This window comes from Vibrio sp. J1-1 (assembly GCF_021728395.1).
Classification (GTDB): domain Bacteria; phylum Pseudomonadota; class Gammaproteobacteria; order Enterobacterales; family Vibrionaceae; genus Vibrio.
Map to the genome: position 1 here is coordinate 436,005 of NZ_JAKKCM010000003.1, position 24,365 is coordinate 460,369.

A 24,365-nucleotide genomic window follows, 5' to 3' on the forward strand; every position below is an offset into this window, starting at 1 on the left:
GTAGTATTGACACCACTGCTTACTTGAGCACTATTGTGACTGCAATGTGAATGAGAAAGTTCCGAGACTTCCCAAATTTTTGTCATTGTTTTTTCACAGTGTGATGTCATGCGCCCAATCCCTACTCATCTTAAACTTAAATCTAAGTTTGTCAGGCGAGCAAATTAGGGGGAAATGGGTATAATAATTGCCCTCTGTCCAAATTGTGCTGGGTAGAGCATGGAAAAGCAATGATATTGATAAACTATTACTTATCATTTGCAGGCTGTTGGCTGTCTGAATAACGCGTTGTTAAATAAAGCTCAAAAAATATTCGTATGTGCTTTAAGGTCTTCGATCTAGGCATACTTAAAAAGAAGAGTGGCTCAAATCACCAGAGTAACTGTAATTTAGATGAAACTCCCAACTTAGCCCTTAGTGACGGATGTCACGCTAATGGAAGTGCACATGGTGTGCAAATAATACACAAGATAACGTTGTTGTCTTAGCTTGGGATTATGAAAGTTATATGAACACAAATCGTGAACATGAATGTGATGTGTTAGTGGTAGGGAGTGGAGCCGCAGGTTTGTCGTTGGCTTTACGTGTCGCAAACCACTGTAAAGTAATGGTGCTTAGTAAAGGACCACGTAGCGAAGGGGCGACTTACTACGCTCAGGGTGGTATCGCAGCGGTGTTTGATGAGTCAGACACGATTGAATCACACGTTGAAGACACCCAAATCGCAGGCGATGGTATCTGTGATGAAGAGACCGTGAGATTTATCGCTGAGCATTCAAAAGAATGCGTACAGTGGCTCATTGATGGCGGTGTTCCATTCGATCGTGAAGAAGACGACTCCGACGAAGAACCTCGTTACCACCTAACCCGAGAAGGCGGACACAGTTGTCGCCGCATTCTGCACGCTGCGGATGCGACGGGTATGGCGATGCAAACTTCACTGCAAGACAATGCGCACAATCATCCAAATATTCATGTTCTTGAACGACACAATGCGCTTGATCTGATCACGGAAGATAAAATTGGTGGTGACAAAAATAAAGTCATCGGCGCTTATATCTGGAACCGCAACGAAGAGCATGTGGAAACCGTACGTGCAAAATTTGTGGTACTTGCGACAGGTGGTTCTTCGAAAGTGTACCAATACACATCCAACCCAGATGTTTCATCTGGTGATGGTATTGCAATTGCGTGGCGTGCAGGCTGCCGTGTGGCAAACTTGGAGTTCAACCAATTCCACCCAACCTGCTTGTACCACCCTGAAGCGCGTAACTTCCTACTTACAGAAGCACTGCGCGGTGAAGGCGCATACTTGCGTCGTCCTGATGGCTCTCGTTTCATGCCCGATTTTGATGAACGTAAAGAGTTAGCCCCGCGTGATGTTGTGGCACGTGCTATCGACTTTGAAATGAAGCGTTTGGGTGCGGATTGCATGTACCTCGATATTAGCCATAAGCCAGCGGATTTTATTACCAAGCACTTCCCGACCATCTACTCTCGTTTGATGGATCTGGGTATTGATATGACCAAAGAGCCGATTCCAATTGTTCCGGCAGCCCATTACACCTGTGGTGGTGTCATCGTAGACAGAAACGGCAGCACAGACCTCAAAAACTTATATGCGATTGGTGAAGTGAGCTACACCGGCCTTCACGGTGCAAACCGCATGGCGTCTAACTCACTACTAGAGTGCGTGGTTTACGCATGGTCTGCGGCAAAAGACATTCTGAAACATAGAACTGAAGTAGAGTTGTCACCTCAAGTACCTTGCTGGGACGAAAGCCAGGTTACCAACAGTGATGAAGAAGTGATTATCCAGCATAACTGGCACGAGCTGCGTCTGTTTATGTGGGACTACATGGGCATTGTGCGTACTGATAAACGTTTGGAACGTGCACTACGACGCATTCAGATGCTGCAGCAAGAAACGCACGAGTACTACAGTAACTTCCGCGTATCGAATAACTTACTTGAGCTGCGAAACCTACTTCAAGTCGCGGAGCTGATGGTACGCTGTGCTATGCAACGTAAAGAGAGTCGCGGCTTGCACTACACGCTGGATTACCCAGACCAATTGGAAAACAGTGGACCGACGATCCTAACTCCGGCTAAGCAACTGTCTGATAAGTAATACTTGTTACCGTTCTTAATCCAGCACATCAACAGGGAGCATCGGCTCCCTGTTTCATTTCCCACTGACGCAAAACCAGACTTAATTGACGGTATTGTGTATCTGCACAGCTGTCTCGCCATACTGTCACACTATCACCAGAATGCAGGGTAAGAGCGATCTTTAAAGGTAGAATCGACAAATCAATCCGCTGAATCTGAGTCTGTTTTGATTCACTTCTTACAGTACCATCACAATGGACATACCAGATACCTTGGCTGGCAGGCACAACCAACAATTGGTCAAAGTGCAGCTTAGCGATCATTAATAACAGATAAATAGATAATACAATTGGCGTATCGGACAAGGTGACCGCCCAAGTCATAGAGAAAAAAAGAATAAAGCTAATAACTCGGGCAGTGTTTGAAGATGAAAGTGTGAGATTAACGAACTTTACTGAGGTTGTGAGCGACAATTTTATCAACCATTGATGCATGACTTAGGTTTTCACTGCGGCCATGCCCCATTATCCAGGTGAACAGATCAGGATCGTCACACTCAAGCAAAGAAACAAAATGTTGCTGTTCCTGTTCGCTCAGCGCATCAAAGCACTCTTCAAAGAACGGCATAATCACCACATCAAGCTCAAGCATACCTCTACGGCAAGCCCATTTAATACGCGCCTTTTCTTCCGGAGTGTACATTCATTATTCCTTCATAGATGTCTTGTTATAAGTGCGGAGTGTAACAAGGGATATGCTAAGCAACTAGTGTACCGGTCACAATACGCGAACCAAACCCCTTGAGAGTACTTGGTTATAATGAAAGCTGACAAATGCTTATTCTCGAATTAACATAGCTGAAAAACATCTTCAAAAGGCATTGTAATCATGGAATGGCAAACTCGCTTTTCAGCTCTACCCCTCTCAACTCAAGATACTTTACCAGAGCTATCTATCTCACTGCTGGATAACTTAGGTATGATCACCATGGTGGGTGATGACAAAAAGTCATACTTACAAGGCCAGATCACCTGCGATGTCGCCTCTCTTGAGAAAGACCAATCAACACTTGGGGCGCATTGTGATGCCAAAGGCAAAGTGTGGAGTGTTTTCCGTTTATTCCATCACCAAGATGGTTACGGACTCATCCAACCTAAGTCAGCCCTTGAAGTCGAATTAAAAGAAATTAAAAAATACGCTGTATTTTCCAAAGTGACTATCGAAGAATCCAACAACATTATTCTTGGCGTTGCAGGCTCTAAAGCCAATGCATTTATCGATAACATCAGCGAAGAGTCTGGTGATGTGCGTGCGATTAACGGCGGCACTGCAGTCAAAGTAGCGGATAGTCGCTGGCTACTGCTATTGACCAGCGATGCAGCTCAATCGATGATTGAAAACAGTGACGCTACACTAACGACACATGAACTTTGGAACCGTTTTGACATTGAAGCGGCTCTACCATTTGTACCAGCAGCGGCGCAAAACGAGCACATTCCACAAGCACTCAACCTACAAGCTCTTGGTGGTATCAGCTTCACTAAAGGTTGTTACACTGGGCAAGAAACTGTGGCACGTGCAAAATATCGCGGTACGAATAAACGTGCGATGTACATCGTGCAAGGTGCAACCACGACAAACCTAAATGATGAACCAGTCGAACTAGAACGTAGTGTTGGTGAGAACTGGCGTTCAGTAGGTGCTCTACTGACTCATTATCAATTTGCAGATAACCAAGCAATCGGTTTGATCGTCTTACCAAATAACTTAGATGACGACACACGCTTGCGTCTGGTTTCGCAACCGGAGTGTGAATGGACAATCGCTGAGCTGCCTTACAGCCTTGATGATGAGTAAATTCATTGAAACGCCTTTGATGCAGTTTCTGGCAGAGCAAAACATCAAATTTCGTTTGCTTCCGCATCAAAGGCCCTCCACCACGATTGAGGATGCCGCGCAGCAGCGTGGCATTCGCCCCTCTCAAATGGTCAAAGCTATCTTACTAAGAGATATGGGGAATCTTTATGCACTCGCCTGTGCGCCAGGTGACCGAAGCATTGATCCCAAAAAGGTCCGCTCACTCCTTCAATGCCGACGCATGACTTGTGTCGACCAAGCGGATGTTGAAAGTATTACCGGATATAAAATTGGCACTGTAACACCGTTGCTATTGAAGCGTCATATGCCAATCGTATTCGACCCCAGCCTTTTAAAAGAAAGGGAAGTGACCATCAGTAGCGGTGATCGAATGGCGGGCATCGCTTTATCAATAAATGATCTCGTCAAGTTGTGTCAGCCAGTCGTCGCTGATATTTGTCGATGATTTAGACCATAAACGTAATCGATTACACAACAAACAAAACGTTGTGACAAAGATCACATCAAGCGCATATTGCTTGAGAATTTTTAATCATTTTTAAAACATAAATAGTCATTAGGGAAAAACTCGTATATGATGCCTGTGTTGGTTGAGTTTTCAACAGGACTCAACTGGCATAAAGTGAATCCGCTGATTTCGATAACAATCTTTGTTAAGTCAGCTATCCACTTTTGTGTAATGCATCTGTGACTATTCGCCCGCTAAAGCGGGCTTTTTTTGTATGAACTTTTATCAGCATTCTAGCTCTAAGATTAAGTAACAAGAGGAAATGGAATGAGCGTTAAAAAAGATACATTTAGTAAACATTTAACTTCCTTCTATTCTTAATTCTGTAACAAAACTATTGCTTAATGCACCACGTATAAAAGAATAAAGAACGAATAACGTTCCTGAGTAGGTGATTTTTGGGGTAACCCTCACGCAATTTGAGACATAAAGCTGTCAATTTGCCGAAGACAGCACAAATCTCTAAGTTGTTACATCTCACCTGCACTTATTAGTATTGCTATCACAAATAATTTTACGTGAAAAACGTAGAATAACCTGAGCTAGGTAAGAAAAAGGAAAGTAAATATGAGACTGTTTAAGCGCTATACACCAGGTATGATTGCTAAACATATAAGTCGTCTTTTTAAGGGAAGAATTTATATTTACGGGGTCGGTAAATTCGAGTTTGATAACGGAAAATTAATGCTGCCTGAAAAAGCTGAGCAACGTCACTTCAGAGCAGTAAAAGAGATCAACAAAGAAATAATGAAACTCCGATGCGCATATGCTTAGCTAAAACTCATTGAAAAAAGGCTGAATAATTCAGCCTTTTTTAGTTTTTGGAATACGTGGCTATTGACGAGCTAACTCTGGTAGATCACCTTTCAAGCCAAGCGCTCGTTTCATGATTTCATCTTTCGCCCCCGGTAATTGCCCCGCTAGACTCAAACCAATGCCACGTATCAGCTTCTTAGCCGGATTCTCACCAGAGAATAAATCACGGAAACCTTGCATAGCGGCAATCATCTTGGCGGATTCAGCCTTACGCCAGCGCTCGTAACTGCGTAGGTTACGCTTACTACCAATATCCTGCCCTTGATTCCATAGAGACAGAACTTCCTGAGCCAAACTTGCTGCATCCAGAAGCCCCAAGTTCACACCTTGGCCTGCAAGTGGATGAATGGTATGAGCTGCGTCACCAACTAGTGCTACTCGCTCTACGACAAAGTCTCGTGCATAACGCATTTTTAGCGGAAATGCAGCGCGTGCGCCGATTACTTCACACAAGCCAAGACGTGCATCGAATTCACTGGTTAACGCTTTATTGAATTCATGTTCATCCATAGCAAGTAATTGCTCAGCCCTGTCTGGTTCTGTCGACCAAACAATTGAGCACATATTAGGTTGAGACATTGGTAATAATGCCAGTGGACCATGCGGAGTGAAGATCTGACGCGCGATATTGTTATGCGGGTCTGTAGTTTTTACATTCGCGACTAACGCGCTATGGCCATAATCCCAATGAGTAAGCGGAATATCCATCTGACGACGCAACCAAGAGTTTGCCCCATCCGCGCCGACCACGAGTTTGGCCGTCATCGCTTGCCCATTATCCAGTGTTAGCCAGCTTTCTTGCTCACCAACTGCCAATGTAGCGCAACGGGCAGGCATAAACAGCGTCACATTGTCCTGTTTCTCAACTTGCTCTAACAATGCCAGTTGAATCACTCTGTTTTCAACAATATGCCCCAGGTCAGGCTGCGCCATACTCTGGGCATCAAACTCTATTTTGGCAAAGCTGTCCTGCTCCCAAACTTCCATGCCGTAGTATGGAGACGCTCTGCGCTGTTCAATTCCCTGCCAAGCCCCTAGCTTACGCAATATGGTTTCACTAGAGCGACTCAATGCAGACACGCGCACATCGGGCAGTTCATTAAGCTTATCGTCAGGTACGCTGCCTTCGATGACAGCGATTCGCAGATCACTGTCTTTGAATGCGGCGGCAAGCGCCAACCCAACCATCCCACCGCCGATGATGGCGATATCTACACTTTGCATCATTGCTTTTATTTACCTAGTTTTTAGCTAATTCGTTGCAACCGATCATCGTTTCACTAAGCCAAGAGTGTGGCGTAGAAGTGGCTGCTTAAAAATAGAAAGGTTATCCATCGCGGCTAAAGCGGCATTGCGCCCGATTCGCATCGCGGGTAAATCATTTGAAAAAACATGAACGAGCGAACTCGTTAACCAGATGGTTTCGCTACGGTCGGCTTCACGGCGCTGACTAAAACGCATTAGACCTTGATAACGCCCAACATCTTCGCTCTGCTTAATCACCTCTTCAGCCAGAGACACCACATCACGAATCCCCAGGTTGAAACCTTGTCCCGCAATCGGATGTAGTGTTTGAGCGGCATTACCCACAATCGCAAAACGATGTGAAATATTCTGCTTACGATGGCGCAGCAATAGCGGGTAACTTGCGCGCAGCCCTACTTTCTTAAGGGCTCCTAAACGCCAGCCAAAATCCTGCTGCAATCGCGCAAGAAAATCGCTCTCAGAGAGTGCCAAAACGGTCTCAGCTTCACCCGGGTGTAGACACCACACCAGGGACATACGATTGTCACTCATCGGCAGCAATGCGATAGGCCCGTTTTCAGTAAATCGCTCAAACGCACGCCCTTGATGCGGTTCCTGAGCCTGAATGTTAGCAATGACAGCCACTTGCTCAAAGTCGTGTTCAGATAGCTCTAATCCAACTTGCTGGCAGCACTGTGAAACCGCGCCATCAGCAGCAACTAACAACTTCGCTTTAAGCTTTTCGCCGCTACTTAGTTCAACACTCGTATGATCTTGCTCTCGTTCAATATAGGTGACGGAGTCAGGGCAGAAGAAATCTATCGAGGCACTGTTTGTAAGGAGCTCTTGGTAAACACGCCCTACATCGGCAAGCTCAACCACATATCCCAGAGCTTCAACTCCAACCTCTTGCTTGGTGATATCCGTCATCCCAGCATGAGAGCGATCAGAAACATGAATATGTTCAATTGGTGTAGCAAACGGCTCAATGACTGACCAAAGTTGTAAGTGGCGCAGTAGATTAACTGTTCCGTACGATAAGGCGATAGAGCGCGAGTCAAACCCCGGGTGGGCATCTGACTGAGCTTTAAAAGGCTCGACGACAGCAATGCGCAGAGCCGCCTTGGATAAGTGTTCAATTGCCAGTGCCAACGTCGCACCAGCCATAGCACCGCCAGCAATGACTACATCATATTGCCTCATGCTTACTTACCTCTGAACAATCTGTGATTAGTGGATCGTAGGTTTGCTATCACTGCTATCAGGTCGAGCACCAAATTCGGCATGGATGGTCAGCACACAAGCTTTAACATGTTCGATGACTTGCTCCAGTAATTGAGCTTGCTCACCAAGATCGTCGTCTTCATCGATCCCAAGTTTGGCAATTTCTTCTAAATCGGCCAAAGCTTCTTTTACATCATCAGAAGCTTTGCTCATCGCAATACCAGCCAAGCCTAAGCCAGAGATAAAGTGGTTCACAAAATCAGACAAACCGTCGGCCAAAGCAAACAAACCTTCTTCACCATCTTCATCTGGCAGTAATAACGACAGCTCCATTGAAGAGCCGGTAAGCTCACTGACAGAAACTTTGAATACACTCTGTGCAAATGCCAACGCAGTTGCAGGCCAGCCCATACCATCGTTAGTGTAATCAAACAGGATTGGTTGCCAGGTTTGATCGGTAATCGCCAATCCACCACTTAGCATGCCGACTAGCAACCCGTGCAACTCTGCAGGAGTAACCGCCAGACTTGCAGATTTTAACTCAGCAGCAATAGATTGGTATTCAGGAAGGGTGATTTCACTCATAGCTTGGCTCATTCTTGCATAAATTTGTTTCGATATATCCTACCATCAAGCCTAGTCGTCCGAAACGACTATCAAATTCATTTTGAACACCATTTGCTCAATTTGCCGAATTCCTGTGTGATCACGTCATCATTTCTCTTTCTGTGATGGGAAATGCTTGAATCTTAATAGCGGTTTTCCTATAGTTTGCTCTTCGGTAGTTGTACAGAGCAATACCTTAGATAGCGCGAATATAGAGTTTATTCATCATGAGCAATCAAGCGATCGACGTTGAAATACTAGGCAAAGTAACTCGAGTAAATTGTCCTACGGGGCAAGAGGATTCTCTCGTTGCAGCAGCAAAAGATCTCGATCAACGATTGAAAGAGATGAGCGAACGTACTAAGGTAACCAATGAAATTCAGCTGCTGACCTTTGCCGCATTGAACATTTGTTATGAGTTGCAGACCAAGTCATACGAATCGAGTGGGCAACAGCAAGAAATTACTGAGCGAATGGAACAGCTCACAGCGTCTTTAGAGAACGCACTAAGTAAAGTTACGCAAGGACAGCAGTAAATACAAAATTTACCCTGGGGTGTGCGTCAGCAGGATGTAAGTCCCTGAGCCGATAAGCAATACCTAAGGGTTAGTACTTGGTAACTATTGAGCAAGCTTGGCATGTACCGAGAAGCCTACGGTTATCATTGCTGATCCGCCTTGAACCAGCTGGTTCAAGGGCCACAATCCTCAACGGCACCCTGGGGTACTCCTCTATGTCAGAACTTTCTCGAAAAGACTTCCGTAAACTGATTCGTGAAAAACGCAACGCTTTATGCAGCGATACGCAGTTTCAAGCGGCGCTCGACTTAGTCAGTCAATTTTCCCAACTCCCTGAAATCCAGCATTCTCAGCACATTGCTATTTATCTCTCTGCAGATGGTGAACTGGATACTAAACCACTTATCGAGTGGCTATGGCAGCAAGGGAAATCAATATATTTACCAGTCATCCACCCTTTTTCAAAAGGTCATTTGCTGTTTCTTCAGTATCTGAGTGATGATCAACTCATCTACAACAAATATGGCATTCTTGAGCCAAAGCTCGATATTCGCCATCTTATGCCCGTTAGACAGCTCGATCTTATCTGCACACCTTTGGTGGGTTTTGACAGTATTGGGCATCGTTTAGGAATGGGTGGTGGATATTATGATCGCACCCTTTCACATTGGTTTGCCAGTGGTGAAGGTGCCACACCTGTGGGCATCGCCCATGACTGTCAGCATGTTGAACGTCTGCCAATTGAAAGTTGGGACATTCCACTGCCTAAGATCGTGACTCCAAGCCGAATCTGGCAATGGGAAAACTAACACTTACCCGCTATAATCACGCCGCAAATGTTAACGAACATCTATTCAGGAGATAGGCATGACTCAAGATGAAATGAAAAAAGCGGCTGGTTGGGCAGCATTACAATATGTTGAAAAAGGCAGCATTGTCGGTGTAGGCACTGGCTCTACCGTGAATCACTTCATCGATGCTCTAGGGACTATCAAAGACGATATCAAAGGTGCAGTCTCTAGCTCTGTGGCTTCGACTGAGCGTCTAAAAGAGCTTGGTATTGAAGTATTTGAGTGTAACGACGTAATTAAGCTAGATATTTATGTTGATGGCGCGGATGAAATCAACCCCACGCGTGACATGATCAAAGGTGGTGGCGCCGCGTTAACTCGTGAAAAAATCGTCGCTGCCATCTCAGAAAAGTTCGTGTGCATTGTGGACGATACAAAAGCAGTAGATGTTCTAGGTCAGTTCCCATTGCCTGTAGAAGTCATCCCAATGGCTCGCTCGTATGTGGCACGTGAACTGGTTAAACTTGGCGGAGACCCTGCTTACCGCGAAGGTGTTTTGACAGATAATGGCAACGTGATTCTAGACGTACACAACATGCAGATCACCAACCCGAAAGAAATGGAAGATAAGATCAACAGCATCGCTGGTGTGGTCACTAATGGTCTGTTTGCTCATCGTGGTGCGGATGTGGTTATCACAGGCACCCCAGAAGGTGCAAAAATCGAAGAGTAAAAAACCTAGCTAATTAGCCTATCAGGTTCATTTTTCGGTTATTTCATTACATACGGTGCTGCAAAGCACCGTTTTTCATTCTTTCACTAAAGAAAATTATTCCTTATTCCGTAATTTTCTTACCCAAAGCGATTTTTTTTTGTTACTTTATTGAACAGAAGACGCACAAGGAAACGTTTGTCCTCCTACAAAACTATTAATTATCCCCTTTTTAATGGTTTTGCCCAATGTGCGCCATATTAGCCCACCTTTCCATTTTAAGGACGAGAAAAAATGGCCAAAGTTTCGCTGGAAAAAGACAAGATTAAGATCCTCTTACTTGAGGGACTTCACCCTTCTTCAGTTGAAGTTCTTCAAGCTGCTGGTTACACCAACATTGAATATCACAAAGGTTCACTTCCTGAAGAAGAACTGATTGAGGCGGTTAAAGATGTTCACTTCATTGGCATTCGCTCCCGCACTAACCTGTCGGAAGAAGTGATCAATGCGGCAAACAAACTGGTTGCTATTGGCTGTTTTTGTATCGGCACTAACCAAGTCGATCTCGACGCGGCTGCAAAGCGCGGCGTTCCTGTGTTTAACGCACCTTTCTCAAACACACGAAGCGTAGCTGAGCTGGTTCTTGGTCAGATTCTCTTGCTTCTGAGAGGCATTCCTGAAAAGAACGCGCTCGCGCATCGCGGTATCTGGAAGAAGAGCGCAGATAACTCTTACGAAGCTCGTGGTAAGCGTCTTGGTATTATCGGTTACGGTCACATCGGTACTCAGTTGGGTATCATTGCTGAAAACCTTGGTATGCGCGTTTACTACTACGACATCGAAAACAAGCTGTCTCTGGGCAATGCCACGCAAGTTCACACCATGAGCGAACTACTGAATAAATGTGATGTTATCTCACTGCATGTTCCAGAAACACCAGAAACGAAGAACATGATGGGTGAAGAAGAGTTTGCGCGCATGAAGCCAGGCGCAATCTTTATCAACGCAGCTCGTGGTACCGTTGTTGATATTCCTGCTCTTTGCAACACGTTGGAGGCGGGTCATCTGGCTGGCGCAGCTATCGATGTATTCCCTGTTGAACCAAAAACAAACGCAGACCCGTTCGAATCTCCACTACAGAGATTCGACAACGTCATTCTGACTCCACACGTGGGTGGTTCTACTCAAGAAGCGCAAGAAAACATCGGCGTTGAAGTGGCTGGTAAACTAGCGAAATACTCAGATAACGGTTCAACACTTTCAAGTGTTAACTTCCCTGAAGTATCTCTGCCTGAGCACGGTGGTGAATGTTCTCGCTTGTTACACATTCACAAAAACCGTCCAGGTATCCTTACTCAGATTAACACCATTTTTGCTGAAGAAGGCATCAACATCGCCGCACAGTACCTGCAAACTGCAGCTGAAATCGGCTACGTGGTTATCGATGTAGAAACTGAGCGTTCAGAAGAAGCACTTATCAAGCTGAAAAGCATCGAAGGCACAATTCGTTCTCGTATTCTTCACTAAGAAGCACATAAACAACAAAGGCAGGGAATATTCCCTGCCTTTTTATATCTGAAAAAAGGATTCGCCTTATTTCAGTTTGTAGATAACCTCTACTTGATCTCGGATCACCATCGTAGAGTCCTGATAACTATTGGTATTCTGCTTACCTTCCATCGCCATAGAGCGCATTAAAACTGGCGTTGGGTAAGTATTGTTATAGTTGACCCGCCAGATATCACCCAGAGTCTTATCAAACCCGGAAGCTAGAGAAGCAGCACTTTCTCTGGCATCTTTGATCGCAGCCAAGCGTGCTTTTTGTTGATACTCAGCCTGATTACTCACCTTAAGCTGAATATTATCAACTTGGTTAATACCCGCTTGTATCGCCATATCCAAGTATTGATTAAGGTTAGCTAAATCCGTAACCGTGACGTTAATACTGCGAGAGGCACGATAACCAACCAGCTCTGCCTTACCCGATTTTGGATAATGGTATTGAGGAGCCAGATAGAGATTCGAACTGGTGATACTGTCTTTAGATAACCCTGCATCTGACAGATTTTGTAAAAACTCATCGACAGTCTTATCCACTGACAGCTTTGCTTGCTCGGCAGTCATCGTAGTATCCACCACTTTGACCGAAAAAGTCGCCATATCTGGCGTCGCAATTACCTCGCCATAACCAGTTGTCGTTACGTGTGCGAATTCAGGTGTAGTAGCTAGAGCTGAAACACTGGTAAGGCTGAGCAAAGTAGCCAGCAAACACGAATACAGTTTCATTCGACAGATCCATCCATATATAAAAGACATGTCCCAAAACAAACATGCAGTAGTGAGAACCACTGAAGCCGTCTGGGGTAATACTCAAAAACTTAGCAAGGTTTGAGTATATAATGCTTGATAATAGAAACTTTCGACGATTATCCAACCACCCTCGCTCACTTCTAACACAACTTTGACTGTGTAACTTTGGTGTAATTTTTAACCAAATCAATGTAACAGGCACGCATTATCGTCATTGTTGTTACCCCTACTGCGGTAAATGACGTTGAGCATAGCCGACGATTGCCTGTGAAATTTCTTGTAGAACGCCCGTTTCCAATTGCCAATGATGCCAGTAGATGCGATAGGTCATGAGAAATCCCGGCGTGATATCAATGAGCGATCCTTGATCCAATTCATTCGTGATCTGTAGGCGAGGAATCAGGCAATATGCGACACCCGCCGTCGCCATTTTCAGAAACGCTTCAGAACTGCTTATGTTGTGATGAATCACGCTATCGGGGCGCACATTAAAATGCTCAGTAAGAAATGCTTTATGTAGATCATCGTACTGATCGTACGAAACGGCTGGCGCCTTAGAGAGCGTTTGATTATTTACGCCATCAGAAAAATAACGTTGATAAAATTCAGGACTTGCGACACAGACATAATCGACACGTCCTAAATAATCCGCTCGACAGCCAGGAATCGCCTGAGATTCCAGACTGATGGCTCCTGCAACTTCACCACTTCTTAGCTTTTCAATAGACCGAGATTCACCATAAATAGCGAGTTTTAACTCTACTTGACGAGCTTTCATCACATCTTGCAACGCAGGCAACAGCCAAGTAGCCAAACTGTCCGCATTCGTCGCCAATGACAACTGAACTGGGCGTGTCGTGGTGTCATTTTTTAGCTCAGGTAGGATCTCATGTTCCAGCAAGCGAACACGACGATATAAACCGAGCAACTTCTTACCTATTGGGGTCGGCTTAGGTGGGTGCTCACGAATCAGTACTGGCTGAGCAAGGAACTTTTCTAACTGTTTAATTCTTTGAGAAATAGCAGATTGAGAAACATACAAACTCTCAGCGGCTCGCTCAAAGCTTCCTTGATAGACTACGGCATCAAGCGCTTCTATCCACTTATAATCCAACCCTCTCATGAAAATTCCCTCCTCACCCATCATGATAAGTTTTGCTAATAATATATTATAATCATTAATTATACTTATTTTACCAAAGCCTTTATCTTGCTTCTCTTCGTGATTTTAATGACTATTTTATGAGGTGAATTGTGAGTTTTTGGGTTGTATTGCAAGGGTTTGGAATAGGGGCATCGATGATCATTCCGATTGGCGCGCAAAATGCATATGTCTTGAATCAAGGCATCAAACGCAACCACCACCTCACCACGGCCACCATCTGTAGCATTCTGGATATGCTGTTTATTTCCCTAGGCATATTTGGTGGTGGTGCGGTTTTATCGCAAAATGAAATGCTTCTTACCTCTGTAACACTCGGCGGTATTGCGTTTCTCAGTGTTTATGGCTACCTGTCGATGAGAAGTGCATTCAAGCCAGAAAATGAGTCAGAAACTAAAGGGGAAATAATAGCACGTGGTCGTCGCACCGTGATTTTAGGCGCACTTGCGGTTACGGTATTAAATCCTCACCTGTACTTGGACACTGTCGTGATTCTTGGCTCTATTGGTGGCCAGTTTGAGGGTCATGACCGTATCGCATTTGCACTCGGCACGATTATGGCTTCATTTGTATGGTTCTTTACCCTGTCTCTAGGCGCAGCTAAATTGGGTCCAACACTGTCTAAACCTAAGGTTAAAAAAGGCATTGATATTGCTGTTGCAACGATGATGTTTACTATCGCCTATGTTTTAGCTAATGAGTTGATCACCAAGTACTGGTGATCATTCTGTTATGTAGCAACCAACATCATTCGATGTGGCCTTCCTTACCGAGTATAAAAAAGCGAGGCACATGTGCCTCGCTCTCTAGGTAGAAATCGTTTTGATTACGCTTCTACTTTATTCAGGTGAACATCCATTTGTGGGAATGGAATTTCGATGCCGTTGGCATCTAGAGCTTCTTTGATGCCTTGCATCGCATCAAAATAAACACCCCAGTAATCTTCAGTTTTCACCCAAGGGCGTACAACGAAGTTCACAGAAGAGTCAGCAAGTGCTAAGACGCCAATCGTCATATCAGGGTTTTTAAGAATACGTGGATCTTTTTCTAGTGTTTCACGGATAACTTTCTTAGTTAATTGCAGATCCGCTTTATAAGAAACACCAATGACCAAATCAACACGACGAGTCGAGTGACGAGAGTAGTTAGTGATTGCACCACCAATAACCGAAGAGTTAGGTACGACCACCATTTTGTTATCAGGCGTTTTTAGAATCGTTTGGAAAATTTGAATTGCTTCAACACTACCAGCAACACCACCGATTTCTACATAATCGCCAGACTTAAATGGACGGAATGCAACGATAAGCACGCCTGCCGCAAAGTTTGATAGTGAACCTTGTAGAGCAAGACCAACCGCAAGGCCTGCCGCACCGATTACCGCAACTACAGAGGCAGTTTGAACACCCACACGACCAAGAGCGGCAATAAGAACGATAACGAATAGTAAGTAACGAACAAGACCGTGAATAAATTCAACGACCGCCTTATCCATGTTTTTCTTTTCAAGTACTTTTGCCACACTACCAGCGACTGCTTTAACGATAATATTACCGATAAATAGAATAATCAGTGCTGAAATAATGTTTACGCCATACTGAACAAGAAGGTCTGAGTTGCTTGAAAGCCAAGTCTCAGCTTTAGTCAGCCCATTTGTTAATGTGTTATCGATACCCACCGATTCACCTGCCATAATACTTATCCTCAAATCAAGATATATAAAACCAATTGCCGCTTCTTTATGAACCTTATTTTTTATAGGTTCTTATCTGTAACAATATCACTATTGTAAAACCGAACAGTGTCAGAATTTTGGCACGATATATTAACTTTGACGTTTTGCAAAGTCAGAATTTCGCAAAGAGATGCAAAACAAGACGTTATCAGACTTTTCCTATATCTGCCTGTTACAGATTACGCAATGCTATCCTATTTCGCTACTTTTATTACCTAAACCCAAACATGTCGTACAAAAAAGCAACCTGTTGTATACCAATCATACACAACCATTGCTGCTAGTAAATTATTCAATGACGATCATTATTTTTAAAGGGTATCGTACCCAACAGACACCAGACTGAAGATATAAAAAAACCCGCTCAATGAGCGGGTTTTAAACAACGTTAATTCAATCGAATTATAGTACGTCAACTGCGTTAAGGTCAGCAAATGCTTGCTCAAGACGAGTAACCATTGAAGCTTGACCTGCACGTAGCCATACGCGTGGATCGTAGTACTTCTTGTTTGGCGCATCTTCGCCAGTTGGGTTACCGATTTGACCTTGTAGGTAATCGTGGTTTTCAGCTTCGTACTTACGGATACCATCCCAAGTTGCCCACTGTGTATCTGTATCGATGTTCATTTTGATAACACCGTAACCGATAGACTCTTGGATTTCTTCTTGAGAAGAACCAGAACCACCGTGGAATACAAAGTTTAGAGAGTTCGCTGGTAGACCGAATTTCTCAGAAACGTACGCTTGAGAATCACGTAGGATAGTTGGAGTAAGAACTACGTTACCTGGCTTGTAAACACCGTGTACGTTACCGAAAGATGCTGCGATAGTGAAACGTGGGCTAACTGCGCTTAGTTTCTCGTATGCGTAAGCAACGTCTTCTGGAGAAGTGTATAGCTCAGATGCGTCCATATCAGAGTTATCTACGCCGTCTTCTTCACCACCCGTACAACCTAGTTCAATCTCTAGAGTCATGTTCATCTTAGCCATACGCTCTAGGTATTTAGCACAGATTTCGATGTTCTCTTCTAGAGACTCTTCAGAAAGGTCGATCATGTGAGATGAGAATAGAGGCTTACCAGTTTGAGCGAAGTACTCTTCACCAGCGTCTAGAAGACCGTCGATCCAAGGTAGAAGTTTCTTAGCTGCGTGGTCAGTGTGTAGAATTACTGGTACACCGTAAGCTTCAGCTACAGCGTGAACGTATTTAGCACCAGCTACAGCACCAAGGATTTGAGCACCTTGACCTTCAAGTTTAACGCCTTTACCAGCGAAGAAAGCTGCACCGCCGTTAGAGAACTGAACAACAACTGGAGCTTTAACTTTTGATGCTGCTTCTAGCACTGCGTTTACAGAGTCAGTACCTACAACGTTTACAGCTGGAAGTGCGAAGTTGTTTTCTTTCGCTACTTCAAAAACTTTCTGAACGTCATCGCCAGAGATAACACCTGGTTTTACGAAGTCGAAGATCTTAGACATGGATTCAATCCTATTTATCTGTCGTTTTTAAACAAAACTTGTTAAGTTGAAAATCTTGCAAACGTTTGCTCACAACAGAGGCTATTCTAGCAGAGTTCCTCTCACGTTGCAGCAAACAACAAAGCGGGAGAGAGACTCCCCCGCTTTGCTTTAATTACTTAGCGCGTGCTTCTAGCATTTCTACTGCAGGGAGAACTTTACCTTCTACGAACTCAAGGAAAGCGCCGCCACCAGTAGAGATGTAAGACACGTCTGCTTTGATACCGAACTTGTCGATAGCAGCTAGTGTGTCACCACCGCCTGCTACAGAGAAGCCTGCAGATTTAGCGATAGCTTCTGAAATGCCTTTAGTACCTGCTTCGAAGTTCTTGAACTCGAATACACCTACAGGACCGTTCCATAGGATAGTTTTTGCATTGCCGATGATTTCAGCAAGAGCCGCTGTTGAATCTGGACCTAGGTCGAAGATCATGTCGTCATCTTGAACGTCTGCAACGTTCTTGATTTCCGCTTCTGCGTTTTCGTCAAATGCTTTAGCACATGCAACGTCAGTCGCAACTGGGATAGAGCACTCTTTCATTAACTTTTGAGCTGTTTCGATTAGGTCTGCTTCGTATAGAGACTTACCTACATTGTGGCCATCAGCTGCGATGAATGTGTTCGCGATACCACCACCAACAACAAGTTGATCAGCAATTTTAGACAGAGATTCTAGAACGGTTAGTTTAGTTGAAACTTTTGAACCACCAACGATAGCAACGAGTGGACGCTCTGGGTTGTCCATTGCTTTGCCTAGCGCTTCTAGTTCAGCAGCAAGAAGAGGACCAGCACAAGCAACTGCAGCGTGCATACCAACGCCGTGCGTTGACGCTTGAGCGCGGTGAGCAGTACCGAATGCATCCATTACGAATACGTCACAAAGTGCTGCGTATTTCTTAGATAGCTCTTCTTCGTTTTTCTTTTCGCCTTTGTTGAAGCGAACGTTTTCTAAAACAACAAGTTCACCAGCGTTTAGCTCTAGGCCATCTAGGTAGTCTTTTGCTAGTTTAACTTCGCAATCTAGTGCGTCGTTTAGGTAGTTAACAACAGGTTGTAGAGAGAACTCTTCAGCGTACTCACCTTCAGTTGGGCGGCCTAGGTGAGAAGTCACCATTACTTTAGCGCCAGCTGCAAGACAGTGCTTGATAGTTGGTAGTGAAGCTAGGATACGTGCATCAGAAGTCACTTTGCCATCTTTCACAGGTACGTTTAGGTCCGCACGGATAAATACACGTTTACCTGCAAGATCCAGGTCAGTCATCTTGATTACAGACATGTTGTGTCCTCTCAAATATTTAAAAATTAAAGTTTTTGAAAACTCGGCAACCCTGCCAAGCCTGTTAATTCTTCAAACTGGTTATAGAATATGGAGACATTCAATATTTATTTCAAGGATAAAAATAAACATTTTTTCCATCGCTGCTGTCCGGCTTACTTCGCAGCTTGCATTGCTAAAGCGGTATCCAGCATCCGATTAGCAAAGCCCCATTCGTTATCGCACCATACGAGCATTTTTACTAGCTGCCCGTTACTCACTCTTGTCTGAGTTCCATCCACAATCGCACTATGGGGGTCGTGGTTAAAATCGATGGAAACGAGCGGCGATTCAGTATAGTCAACAATGTCACGTAATGTACACTGAGATGCGTTAACAATGGTTTGATTTACGTCATTAACTTTCACATTTGTACTAATTGTGACACTTAAATCCATTGCAGTGACGTTAACAGTCGGAACTCGAACAGAAATCGCTTCAAATTTGTTAGAAAATTTCGGGAAGATTCTTTCAATCCCTTTATGCAACTTGGTATCAACGGGGATGATAGATTGGCTTGCAGCACGTGTACGACGTAAATCGTTATGGTATGCATCAATGACCTGTTGATCATTCATGGATGAATGGATAGTCGTAATGGTGCCAGACTCAATCCCGAATGCTTCATCTAAGACTTTGATGATAGGAACGATACAGTTCGTCGTACAGGAACCATTAGAAACAACAACATGTTCGTCTTTAAGCGTTTCGTGGTTTACACCGTAGATAATGGTGTTATCGATGTCGGCAGAGCCAGGGTGGGAAAACAGTACTTTTTTAGCACCCGCTTCTATATGGGCTAAACCGTCAGCTTTGCAGCCATAGACACCAGTACAATCTAATACAATATCAACTTCGAGGTCTCGCCAAGGAAGAAGATCAATGTCGGCAAGATGAAGAATGCGTATAGCATCGTAATCACCAGCATCTTGATGACATGAGCTGTGGTGAACGTATAAATGCTCTTGGTCGTGAGAGATCTTTTTACCGAAACGACCATGACTGGTGTCATATTGAAGTAAGTGCGCCATCGCTTCAGGCTGAGCCAGTTCGTTTACCGCTACAACCTTGATCTGCTGATGTTTGCCGCTTTCATATACAGCTCGCAGAACATTACGACCTATACGCCCAAATCCATTGATCGCAACCTTTAGCATTTATCCTTCGCCCTACCAGAATTTTCGTGTCACAGATAGTACCCGATGAGAAACAAAAACGCATTAAGTAAGTGTCTTTTACCGACACTATGAGCATAAAAAAACCGAGCATGACTGCTCGGTTTTTCATCTGCGTATTTTATTACGCTAACAACTCTTTCGCTGTGTTTACTACGTTTTCAGTAGTGAAGCCGAACATCTTGAACAGTTCGCCTGCTGGTGCAGATTCACCGAAGGTCGTCATACCGATGATCTTGCCGCCAAAGCCTACGTACTTGTACCAGAAGTCTGCAATGCCCGCTTCGATAGCGATACGTGCGGTTACGTCTGATGGTAGTACTGCTTCACGGTAAGCCGCGTCTTGCTTGTCGAATGCATCCGTTGATGGCATTGAAACAACGCGTACTTGCTTACCTTCTGCAGTTAGCTGCGCTGCTGCTTCTACTGCTAGTTCAACCTCAGAGCCTGTTGCGATAAGGATAAGCTCTGGCTTACCTTCGCAATCTTTCAGGATGTAAGCACCTTTCGCGATGTCTGCTACTTGCTCTGCAGTACGCTCTTGTTGTGCTAGGTTTTGACGAGAGAAGATAAGCGCTGTTGGTGCATCTTTACGCTCAATCGCCAGTTTCCAAGCGACTGCTGATTCAACCTGGTCACATGGACGCCATGTGCTCATGTTTGGAGTCAGACGTAGAGAAGCCATTTGCTCAACTGGTTGGTGAGTTGGACCATCTTCGCCAAGACCGATAGAGTCGTGCGTGTAAACCTGGATGTTCTGAACTTTCATCAGAGCAGCCATGCGCATTGCGTTACGAGCGTATTCCATGAACATTAGGAAAGTTGCGCCGTAAGGAACAAAACCACCGTGGAGTGCGATACCGTTCATGATAGCCGTCATACCGAATTCACGTACACCGTAGTGGATGTAGTTACCTGAGAAGTCGTTCGCTTCAAGAGACTTAGAACCAGACCACATGGTTAAGTTAGAAGGCGCAAGGTCAGCAGAGCCGCCCATGAATTCTGGAAGCATTTGACCAAACGCTTCTAGCGCATTTTGAGATGCTTTACGTGAGGCAATGTTTGCTGGGTTTGATTGAAGATCAGCAATGATTTGGTTTGCTTTCTCTTCCCACTGTGCAGGTAGCTCGCCATTTAGACGACGCTTTAGCTCTGCCGCTTCTGCTGGATAAGCCGCCGCGTAAGCGTCAAACTTCTCGTTCCATGCTGCCTCTTTCGCCGCGCCCGCTTCTTTTGCATCCCACTCTGCGTAAACGTCTGAAGGGATCTCAAATGGACCAAATTCCCAACCTAGGTACTCACGTGCCGCTTGCACTTCGTCTTGGCCAAGTGGCGCACCGTGACAGTCGTGAGAACCAGACTTGTTAGGAGAACCAAAACCGATGATAGTCTTAGTGCAGATTAGCGTAGGGCGAGGGTCCGCTTTAGCTGCTTCAATTGCAGCATTGATTGCTTCAGAATCGTGACCATCTACCGCTGGGATTACGTGCCAGCCGTACGCTTCAAAACGCTTAGGTGTATCGTCTGAGAACCAGCCTTCAAGGTGACCATCAATAGAGATGCCGTTGTCATCCCAGAACGCAATCAGTTTACCTAGACCTAAAGTACCTGCTAGAGAACATGCTTCGTGCGAGATACCTTCCATCAGACAGCCGTCGCCCAAGAACGCATAAGTGAAGTGGTCAACGATGTCGTGACCTTCTTTGTTGAACTGTGCCGCAAGTGCTTTTTCAGCCATCGCCATACCAACTGCGTTAGTAATGCCTTGACCTAAAGGACCTGTTGTTGTCTCGATACCAGGTGCATAGCCATACTCTGGGTGACCCGGAGTTTTTGAATGAAGCTGACGGAAATTTTTCAGATCGTCGATAGATAGCTCGTAACCGCTCAAGTGCAGTAGCGAGTAAATCAGCATAGAACCATGGCCGTTTGAAAGTACAAAACGGTCACGATCAGCCCATTCTGGGTTAGATGGGTTGTGGTTTAGGTGAGAGCGCCAAAGAACTTCAGCGATATCAGCCATACCCATAGGTGCACCTGGGTGACCTGAGTTAGCTTGTTGAACACCATCCATGCTGAGAGCACGGATTGCATTGGCAAGATGTTTACGAGACGACATGTCTGCTCCTGAGTACGTTAAGCGAAACGAAAAAATTGGTCATAATTCTCTCAAAGCCCCTCAGGGTGTGCAAACGATTTCCACCCCAAAAGCTCACAAATATTACATCTTTGAATTTAAATCCCCCGAAACTCCCAAAATAATAAATATCTCACGCAAACGTTTAGTTGTGACAAAAACCAAAAAAGAGCTTGTAATTCGAGCAATCAAACTTAGAATAGCCGTCTAGATGTAGATACACCTGCATATATTAGTATTATTTTGCGCTGGAGCGTTTATCATGCTCCAGTTTTAAACCAAATATAGTGGAGCTAACATGGCTAAGCACCTGTTTACTTCTGAGTCAGTATCAGAAGGTCATCCAGATAAAATTGCAGACCAGATTTCTGATGCGGTTCTTGACGCGATTCTAGAGCAAGATCCAAAGGCTCGTGTTGCATGTGAGACTTACGTTAAAACCGGTATGGTAATGGTGGGTGGTGAAATCACGACTTCAGCATGGGTTGACATTGAAGAGCTAACTCGTGAAACCGTTCGTGAAATCGGCTACGTACACTCAGATATGGGTTTTGATGCCAACTCTTGTGCAGTACTAAACACAATTGGTAAACAGTCACCAGATATCAACCAAGGTGTTGATAAAGCGGATCCAAAAGAGCAAGGCGCCGGTGACCAAGGCATCATGTTCGGTTACGCATGTAACGAAACTGAAGTTCTAATGCCAGCTCCAATTACGTACTCTCACCGTCTTGTTGAAAAACAAGCAGAAGTACGTAAGAACGGTACACTACCGTGGTTGCGCCCAGATGCGAAATCTCAGGTAACGTTCCAGTACGACCAAGGTAAGATCGTAGGTATCGATGCTGTTGTTCTATCAACTCAGCACTGTGATTCAATCTCAACTCCTGAACTGCGTGAAGCAGTAATGGAAGAGATCATCAAGCCAGTTCTACCTTCAGAGTGGATCAACAAAGAGACTAACTTCTTCATTAACCCAACAGGCCGTTTTGTAATCGGTGGCCCAATGGGTGACTGTGGTCTGACTGGACGTAAGATTATCGTAGATACTTACGGCGGTGCAGCTCGTCACGGTGGTGGTGCGTTCTCTGGGAAAGATCCATCAAAAGTTGACCGTAGTGCAGCATACGCAGCACGTTACGTAGCGAAAAACATCGTTGCAGCTGGTATGGCTGACCGTTGTGAAATCCAACTTTCTTACGCTATCGGTGTTGCGGATCCAACATCAATCATGGTGGAAACGTTTGGTACTGAGAAAGTATCTCACGACATCATCATCGAAGCGGTACGTCAGTTCTTCGACCTACGTCCATACGGCCTGCAAGAAATGCTTAACCTTCTGCAGCCAATCTACAAGAAGACAGCAGCATACGGCCACTTTGGTCGTGAAGAGTTCCCATGGGAAGCAACTGATAAAGCAGCACTTCTTCGCGAATTCGCTGGCATCAAGTAATTGAGCTTGCTCTGAATTCCCAAAGCCCTCGCCTTATGGCGGGGGCTTTTTTCGTCCTATTCCCCATACGCCTCTATCCACCAGCCCCGTCTACCAAGAACAAATTTTAAGCAAATAGTTGTAAATTGTCCCAACTCCGCCAATAGTTAAAATATTGTTAAATACGATTTCAATAACAACACGGATGTAAGCTAGTGTGACTTCAGCAACCTTGGGAAAAGCGTTAGCTAGGCATCCTTTATGACTTAACCTAGTAGGGGTTGGTTGAGCCATTTTTCAGATAACTGCGTAGGAATAAGCCAAGGAGGAGTTATGCCTCGAACAGTCAATCCATCCAACTTCCACAGCAAGCGAAAGGAAGTCCCTGATAACGAATACGCTAGAACTATTCCGTGCAACACGGTCAACATTAGCGCGCCATTCCACTGGCTCGCATTAGGGCTTCATGATTTCGTGCGAATGCCGCTCATTAGTGCGTTTTATGGGGTGTGCTTTATGGCAGCAGCCATCGGCATCGTACTGCTTGTGCAATGGCAAGGGACACATTTAGTCGTAATGCCAAGCTTAATCGTCTACATGCTTATTGGGCCATTTTTAGCCCTAGGCTTGTATGATGCAAGTTGGGAGAGAGAACGCGGACACAAAGCTCGCCTGTTTCACTCAATGAAAGCGATAGGCCGTAACTCGACGTCTCAATGGGCATTTGCCGTTCTGCTTGCCGTTTGTATGATTTTCTGGATGCGAATCGCCGCGCTTCTTCATGCGTTGTATCCATCCGTACAAGGTGCACCGCTTACAGAGTTCTTGCCCTTCTTAGTGATTGGCTCACTCATCGGCTTTATACTGGCAAGTGTAGTATTCAGCATTTCAGCCTTCTCAATTCCATTGATGATGGAACGCAGAGTTGACATGATGACCGCGGTCTTCACCAGCTTTAATGCGGTTAAATCCAACATTCCAGCCATGATCGTTTGGGCAGCAATCATCTGTGGCGGCATCTTGATTGGTTTTGCCACCTACGGAATCGGAATGTTGTTTACCATGCCTATTCTTGGCTACGGCACATGGCATGCTTACCATGCAACGATTAAGAAAAAGCACACACCTTAATTCAGTGATGCTATGATCCAGCCCTCGCTACTGCGGGGGC

Annotated in this window: 24 protein-coding genes and 1 other RNA gene; 13 read left to right on the plus strand and 12 right to left on the minus strand. The window is 44.9% G+C overall.

Annotation, left to right across the window (positions count from 1 at the left end):
- Positions 1–508 precede the first annotated feature (508 nt).
- Positions 509–2,131: an L-aspartate oxidase gene (gene nadB / locus L3V31_RS06840; RefSeq protein ID WP_237315351.1), complete on the plus strand. Its 1,623-nt coding sequence runs from the start codon at positions 509–511 to the stop codon at positions 2,129–2,131.
- Positions 2,132–2,159: 28 nt separating this feature from the next.
- Here nadB and L3V31_RS06845 read toward each other — a convergent pair whose 3' ends face one another.
- Both L3V31_RS06845 and L3V31_RS06850 read right to left on the minus strand, forming a co-directional pair.
- A complete protein-coding gene (locus L3V31_RS06845) occupies positions 2,160–2,606 on the minus strand; it encodes a protein YgfX (protein ID WP_346014845.1) in 447 nt (148 codons plus the stop codon).
- Complete coding sequence (locus L3V31_RS06850) at positions 2,554–2,814, minus strand: succinate dehydrogenase assembly factor 2 (RefSeq protein WP_237315353.1); 261 nt, start codon at positions 2,812–2,814, stop codon at positions 2,554–2,556. Before L3V31_RS06850 ends, L3V31_RS06845 begins: the two co-directional genes overlap by 53 nt.
- Positions 2,815–3,000: 186 nt before the next feature.
- On the opposite strand from L3V31_RS06850, the gene ygfZ reads away from it, so the two are divergent.
- The 3 genes from ygfZ (at position 3,001) to L3V31_RS06865 (ending at position 5,272) form a co-directional block, all read left to right on the plus strand.
- On the plus strand, positions 3,001–3,969 hold the full coding sequence (ygfZ, locus tag L3V31_RS06855; RefSeq protein WP_237315354.1) for a tRNA-modifying protein YgfZ: 969 nt from the start codon (positions 3,001–3,003) through the stop codon (positions 3,967–3,969).
- A complete protein-coding gene (locus L3V31_RS06860) occupies positions 3,962–4,435 on the plus strand; it encodes a YbaK/EbsC family protein (protein ID WP_237315404.1) in 474 nt (157 codons plus the stop codon). The genes ygfZ and L3V31_RS06860 overlap by 8 nt, the downstream gene beginning before the upstream one ends.
- Before the next feature lie 630 nt (positions 4,436–5,065).
- On the plus strand, positions 5,066–5,272 hold the full coding sequence (locus tag L3V31_RS06865) for a DUF1107 domain-containing protein (protein ID WP_014233006.1): 207 nt from the start codon (positions 5,066–5,068) through the stop codon (positions 5,270–5,272).
- A gap of 60 nt (positions 5,273–5,332) precedes the next feature.
- On the opposite strand, the gene L3V31_RS06870 is transcribed toward L3V31_RS06865, so the two are convergent.
- From L3V31_RS06870 to L3V31_RS06880, 3 genes are read right to left on the minus strand one after another with little or no spacing between them, the layout of a single operon-like run.
- Complete coding sequence (locus L3V31_RS06870; protein ID WP_237315355.1) at positions 5,333–6,541, minus strand: FAD-dependent 2-octaprenylphenol hydroxylase; 1,209 nt, start codon at positions 6,539–6,541, stop codon at positions 5,333–5,335.
- A gap of 42 nt (positions 6,542–6,583) precedes the next feature.
- Positions 6,584–7,762, minus strand: coding sequence for a 2-octaprenyl-6-methoxyphenyl hydroxylase (ubiH, locus tag L3V31_RS06875; RefSeq protein WP_237315356.1), 1,179 nt, complete (start codon positions 7,760–7,762; stop codon positions 6,584–6,586).
- Between the two features lie 27 nt (positions 7,763–7,789).
- Entirely contained in the window at positions 7,790–8,368 is a 579-nt protein-coding gene (locus L3V31_RS06880; RefSeq protein WP_237315357.1) for a YecA family protein, read from the minus strand.
- A gap of 248 nt (positions 8,369–8,616) precedes the next feature.
- Between L3V31_RS06880 and zapA the strand changes: the two genes are divergently transcribed.
- The 5 genes from zapA (at position 8,617) to serA (ending at position 11,937) form a co-directional block, all read left to right on the plus strand.
- Complete coding sequence (gene zapA / locus L3V31_RS06885) at positions 8,617–8,925, plus strand: cell division protein ZapA (RefSeq protein ID WP_237315358.1); 309 nt, start codon at positions 8,617–8,619, stop codon at positions 8,923–8,925.
- Between the two features lie 8 nt (positions 8,926–8,933).
- Positions 8,934–9,118, plus strand: a non-coding RNA gene (gene ssrS, locus L3V31_RS06890) — 6S RNA.
- A gap of 4 nt (positions 9,119–9,122) precedes the next feature.
- Entirely contained in the window at positions 9,123–9,716 is a 594-nt protein-coding gene (locus L3V31_RS06895; RefSeq protein ID WP_237315359.1) for a 5-formyltetrahydrofolate cyclo-ligase, read from the plus strand.
- A gap of 58 nt (positions 9,717–9,774) precedes the next feature.
- Positions 9,775–10,431: a ribose-5-phosphate isomerase RpiA gene (gene rpiA / locus L3V31_RS06900; protein ID WP_237315360.1), complete on the plus strand. Its 657-nt coding sequence runs from the start codon at positions 9,775–9,777 to the stop codon at positions 10,429–10,431.
- A gap of 273 nt (positions 10,432–10,704) precedes the next feature.
- A complete protein-coding gene (gene serA, locus L3V31_RS06905) occupies positions 10,705–11,937 on the plus strand; it encodes a phosphoglycerate dehydrogenase (protein WP_237315361.1) in 1,233 nt (410 codons plus the stop codon).
- A gap of 66 nt (positions 11,938–12,003) precedes the next feature.
- On the opposite strand, the gene L3V31_RS06910 is transcribed toward serA, so the two are convergent.
- Together L3V31_RS06910 and L3V31_RS06915 are read right to left on the minus strand one after the other, a co-directional pair.
- Positions 12,004–12,696 (minus strand): oxidative stress defense protein, encoded by a 693-nt coding sequence (locus L3V31_RS06910; protein ID WP_237315362.1) that lies wholly within the window; start codon positions 12,694–12,696, stop codon positions 12,004–12,006.
- Between the two features lie 250 nt (positions 12,697–12,946).
- On the minus strand, positions 12,947–13,843 hold the full coding sequence (locus L3V31_RS06915) for a LysR family transcriptional regulator ArgP (protein WP_237315363.1): 897 nt from the start codon (positions 13,841–13,843) through the stop codon (positions 12,947–12,949).
- 131 nt (positions 13,844–13,974) lie between these two features.
- Between L3V31_RS06915 and L3V31_RS06920 the strand changes: the two genes are divergently transcribed.
- Positions 13,975–14,604 (plus strand): LysE/ArgO family amino acid transporter, encoded by a 630-nt coding sequence (locus L3V31_RS06920; RefSeq protein WP_237315364.1) that lies wholly within the window; start codon positions 13,975–13,977, stop codon positions 14,602–14,604.
- 104 nt (positions 14,605–14,708) lie between these two features.
- Here the strand turns inward: L3V31_RS06920 and mscS are convergent, their stop codons facing one another.
- From mscS to tkt, 5 genes are all read right to left on the minus strand, one after another.
- Entirely contained in the window at positions 14,709–15,575 is an 867-nt protein-coding gene (gene mscS / locus L3V31_RS06925; protein ID WP_237315365.1) for a small-conductance mechanosensitive channel MscS, read from the minus strand.
- A 444-nt stretch (positions 15,576–16,019) separates the two neighbouring features.
- Positions 16,020–17,096: a class II fructose-bisphosphate aldolase gene (gene fbaA / locus L3V31_RS06930; protein ID WP_237315366.1), complete on the minus strand. Its 1,077-nt coding sequence runs from the start codon at positions 17,094–17,096 to the stop codon at positions 16,020–16,022.
- 154 nt (positions 17,097–17,250) lie between these two features.
- Positions 17,251–18,411 carry a phosphoglycerate kinase gene (locus L3V31_RS06935; RefSeq protein ID WP_237315367.1) on the minus strand — a complete coding sequence of 387 codons (1,161 nt, stop codon included), beginning with the start codon at positions 18,409–18,411 and terminating at the stop codon, positions 17,251–17,253.
- A 155-nt stretch (positions 18,412–18,566) separates the two neighbouring features.
- Positions 18,567–19,607: an erythrose-4-phosphate dehydrogenase gene (gene epd, locus L3V31_RS06940; RefSeq protein WP_237315368.1), complete on the minus strand. Its 1,041-nt coding sequence runs from the start codon at positions 19,605–19,607 to the stop codon at positions 18,567–18,569.
- Between the two features lie 142 nt (positions 19,608–19,749).
- Entirely contained in the window at positions 19,750–21,744 is a 1,995-nt protein-coding gene (tkt, locus tag L3V31_RS06945; protein WP_237315369.1) for a transketolase, read from the minus strand.
- Here tkt and L3V31_RS06950 point away from each other — a divergent pair.
- The 3 genes from L3V31_RS06950 (at position 21,743) to L3V31_RS06960 (ending at position 24,325) form a co-directional block, all read left to right on the plus strand.
- Positions 21,743–21,973, plus strand: a complete 231-nt coding sequence (locus tag L3V31_RS06950) for a hypothetical protein (RefSeq protein WP_237315370.1) — start codon at positions 21,743–21,745, stop codon at positions 21,971–21,973. The genes tkt and L3V31_RS06950 overlap by 2 nt on opposite strands.
- Before the next feature lie 87 nt (positions 21,974–22,060).
- Positions 22,061–23,215, plus strand: a complete 1,155-nt coding sequence (metK, locus tag L3V31_RS06955; protein WP_014233023.1) for a methionine adenosyltransferase — start codon at positions 22,061–22,063, stop codon at positions 23,213–23,215.
- 312 nt (positions 23,216–23,527) lie between these two features.
- A complete protein-coding gene (locus L3V31_RS06960) occupies positions 23,528–24,325 on the plus strand; it encodes a DUF2189 domain-containing protein (RefSeq protein WP_237315371.1) in 798 nt (265 codons plus the stop codon).
- Positions 24,326–24,365: the final 40 nt, after the last annotated feature.

Excerpts from the sequence above, each read along its gene's own strand:
- nadB (WP_237315351.1), top strand. The coding sequence starts at position 509 with ATGAACACAAATCGTGAACATGAATGTGATGTGTTAGTGGTAGGGAGT.
- L3V31_RS06845 (WP_346014845.1), bottom strand. The coding sequence starts at position 2,606 with ATGCATCAATGGTTGATAAAATTGTCGCTCACAACCTCAGTAAAGTTC.
- L3V31_RS06850 (WP_237315353.1), bottom strand. The coding sequence starts at position 2,814 with ATGTACACTCCGGAAGAAAAGGCGCGTATTAAATGGGCTTGCCGTAGA.
- ygfZ (WP_237315354.1), top strand. The coding sequence starts at position 3,001 with ATGGAATGGCAAACTCGCTTTTCAGCTCTACCCCTCTCAACTCAAGAT.
- L3V31_RS06860 (WP_237315404.1), top strand. The coding sequence starts at position 3,962 with ATGAGTAAATTCATTGAAACGCCTTTGATGCAGTTTCTGGCAGAGCAA.
- L3V31_RS06865 (WP_014233006.1), top strand. The coding sequence starts at position 5,066 with ATGAGACTGTTTAAGCGCTATACACCAGGTATGATTGCTAAACATATA.
- L3V31_RS06870 (WP_237315355.1), bottom strand. The coding sequence starts at position 6,541 with ATGATGCAAAGTGTAGATATCGCCATCATCGGCGGTGGGATGGTTGGG.
- ubiH (WP_237315356.1), bottom strand. The coding sequence starts at position 7,762 with ATGAGGCAATATGATGTAGTCATTGCTGGCGGTGCTATGGCTGGTGCG.
- L3V31_RS06880 (WP_237315357.1), bottom strand. The coding sequence starts at position 8,368 with ATGAGTGAAATCACCCTTCCTGAATACCAATCTATTGCTGCTGAGTTA.
- zapA (WP_237315358.1), top strand. The coding sequence starts at position 8,617 with ATGAGCAATCAAGCGATCGACGTTGAAATACTAGGCAAAGTAACTCGA.
- L3V31_RS06895 (WP_237315359.1), top strand. The coding sequence starts at position 9,123 with ATGTCAGAACTTTCTCGAAAAGACTTCCGTAAACTGATTCGTGAAAAA.
- rpiA (WP_237315360.1), top strand. The coding sequence starts at position 9,775 with ATGACTCAAGATGAAATGAAAAAAGCGGCTGGTTGGGCAGCATTACAA.
- serA (WP_237315361.1), top strand. The coding sequence starts at position 10,705 with ATGGCCAAAGTTTCGCTGGAAAAAGACAAGATTAAGATCCTCTTACTT.
- L3V31_RS06910 (WP_237315362.1), bottom strand. The coding sequence starts at position 12,696 with ATGAAACTGTATTCGTGTTTGCTGGCTACTTTGCTCAGCCTTACCAGT.
- L3V31_RS06915 (WP_237315363.1), bottom strand. The coding sequence starts at position 13,843 with ATGAGAGGGTTGGATTATAAGTGGATAGAAGCGCTTGATGCCGTAGTC.
- mscS (WP_237315365.1), bottom strand. The coding sequence starts at position 15,575 with ATGGCAGGTGAATCGGTGGGTATCGATAACACATTAACAAATGGGCTG.
- fbaA (WP_237315366.1), bottom strand. The coding sequence starts at position 17,096 with ATGTCTAAGATCTTCGACTTCGTAAAACCAGGTGTTATCTCTGGCGAT.
- L3V31_RS06935 (WP_237315367.1), bottom strand. The coding sequence starts at position 18,411 with ATGTCTGTAATCAAGATGACTGACCTGGATCTTGCAGGTAAACGTGTA.
- epd (WP_237315368.1), bottom strand. The coding sequence starts at position 19,607 with ATGCTAAAGGTTGCGATCAATGGATTTGGGCGTATAGGTCGTAATGTT.
- L3V31_RS06950 (WP_237315370.1), top strand. The coding sequence starts at position 21,743 with ATGTCTGCTCCTGAGTACGTTAAGCGAAACGAAAAAATTGGTCATAAT.
- tkt (WP_237315369.1), bottom strand. The coding sequence starts at position 21,744 with ATGTCGTCTCGTAAACATCTTGCCAATGCAATCCGTGCTCTCAGCATG.
- metK (WP_014233023.1), top strand. The coding sequence starts at position 22,061 with ATGGCTAAGCACCTGTTTACTTCTGAGTCAGTATCAGAAGGTCATCCA.
- L3V31_RS06960 (WP_237315371.1), top strand. The coding sequence starts at position 23,528 with ATGCCTCGAACAGTCAATCCATCCAACTTCCACAGCAAGCGAAAGGAA.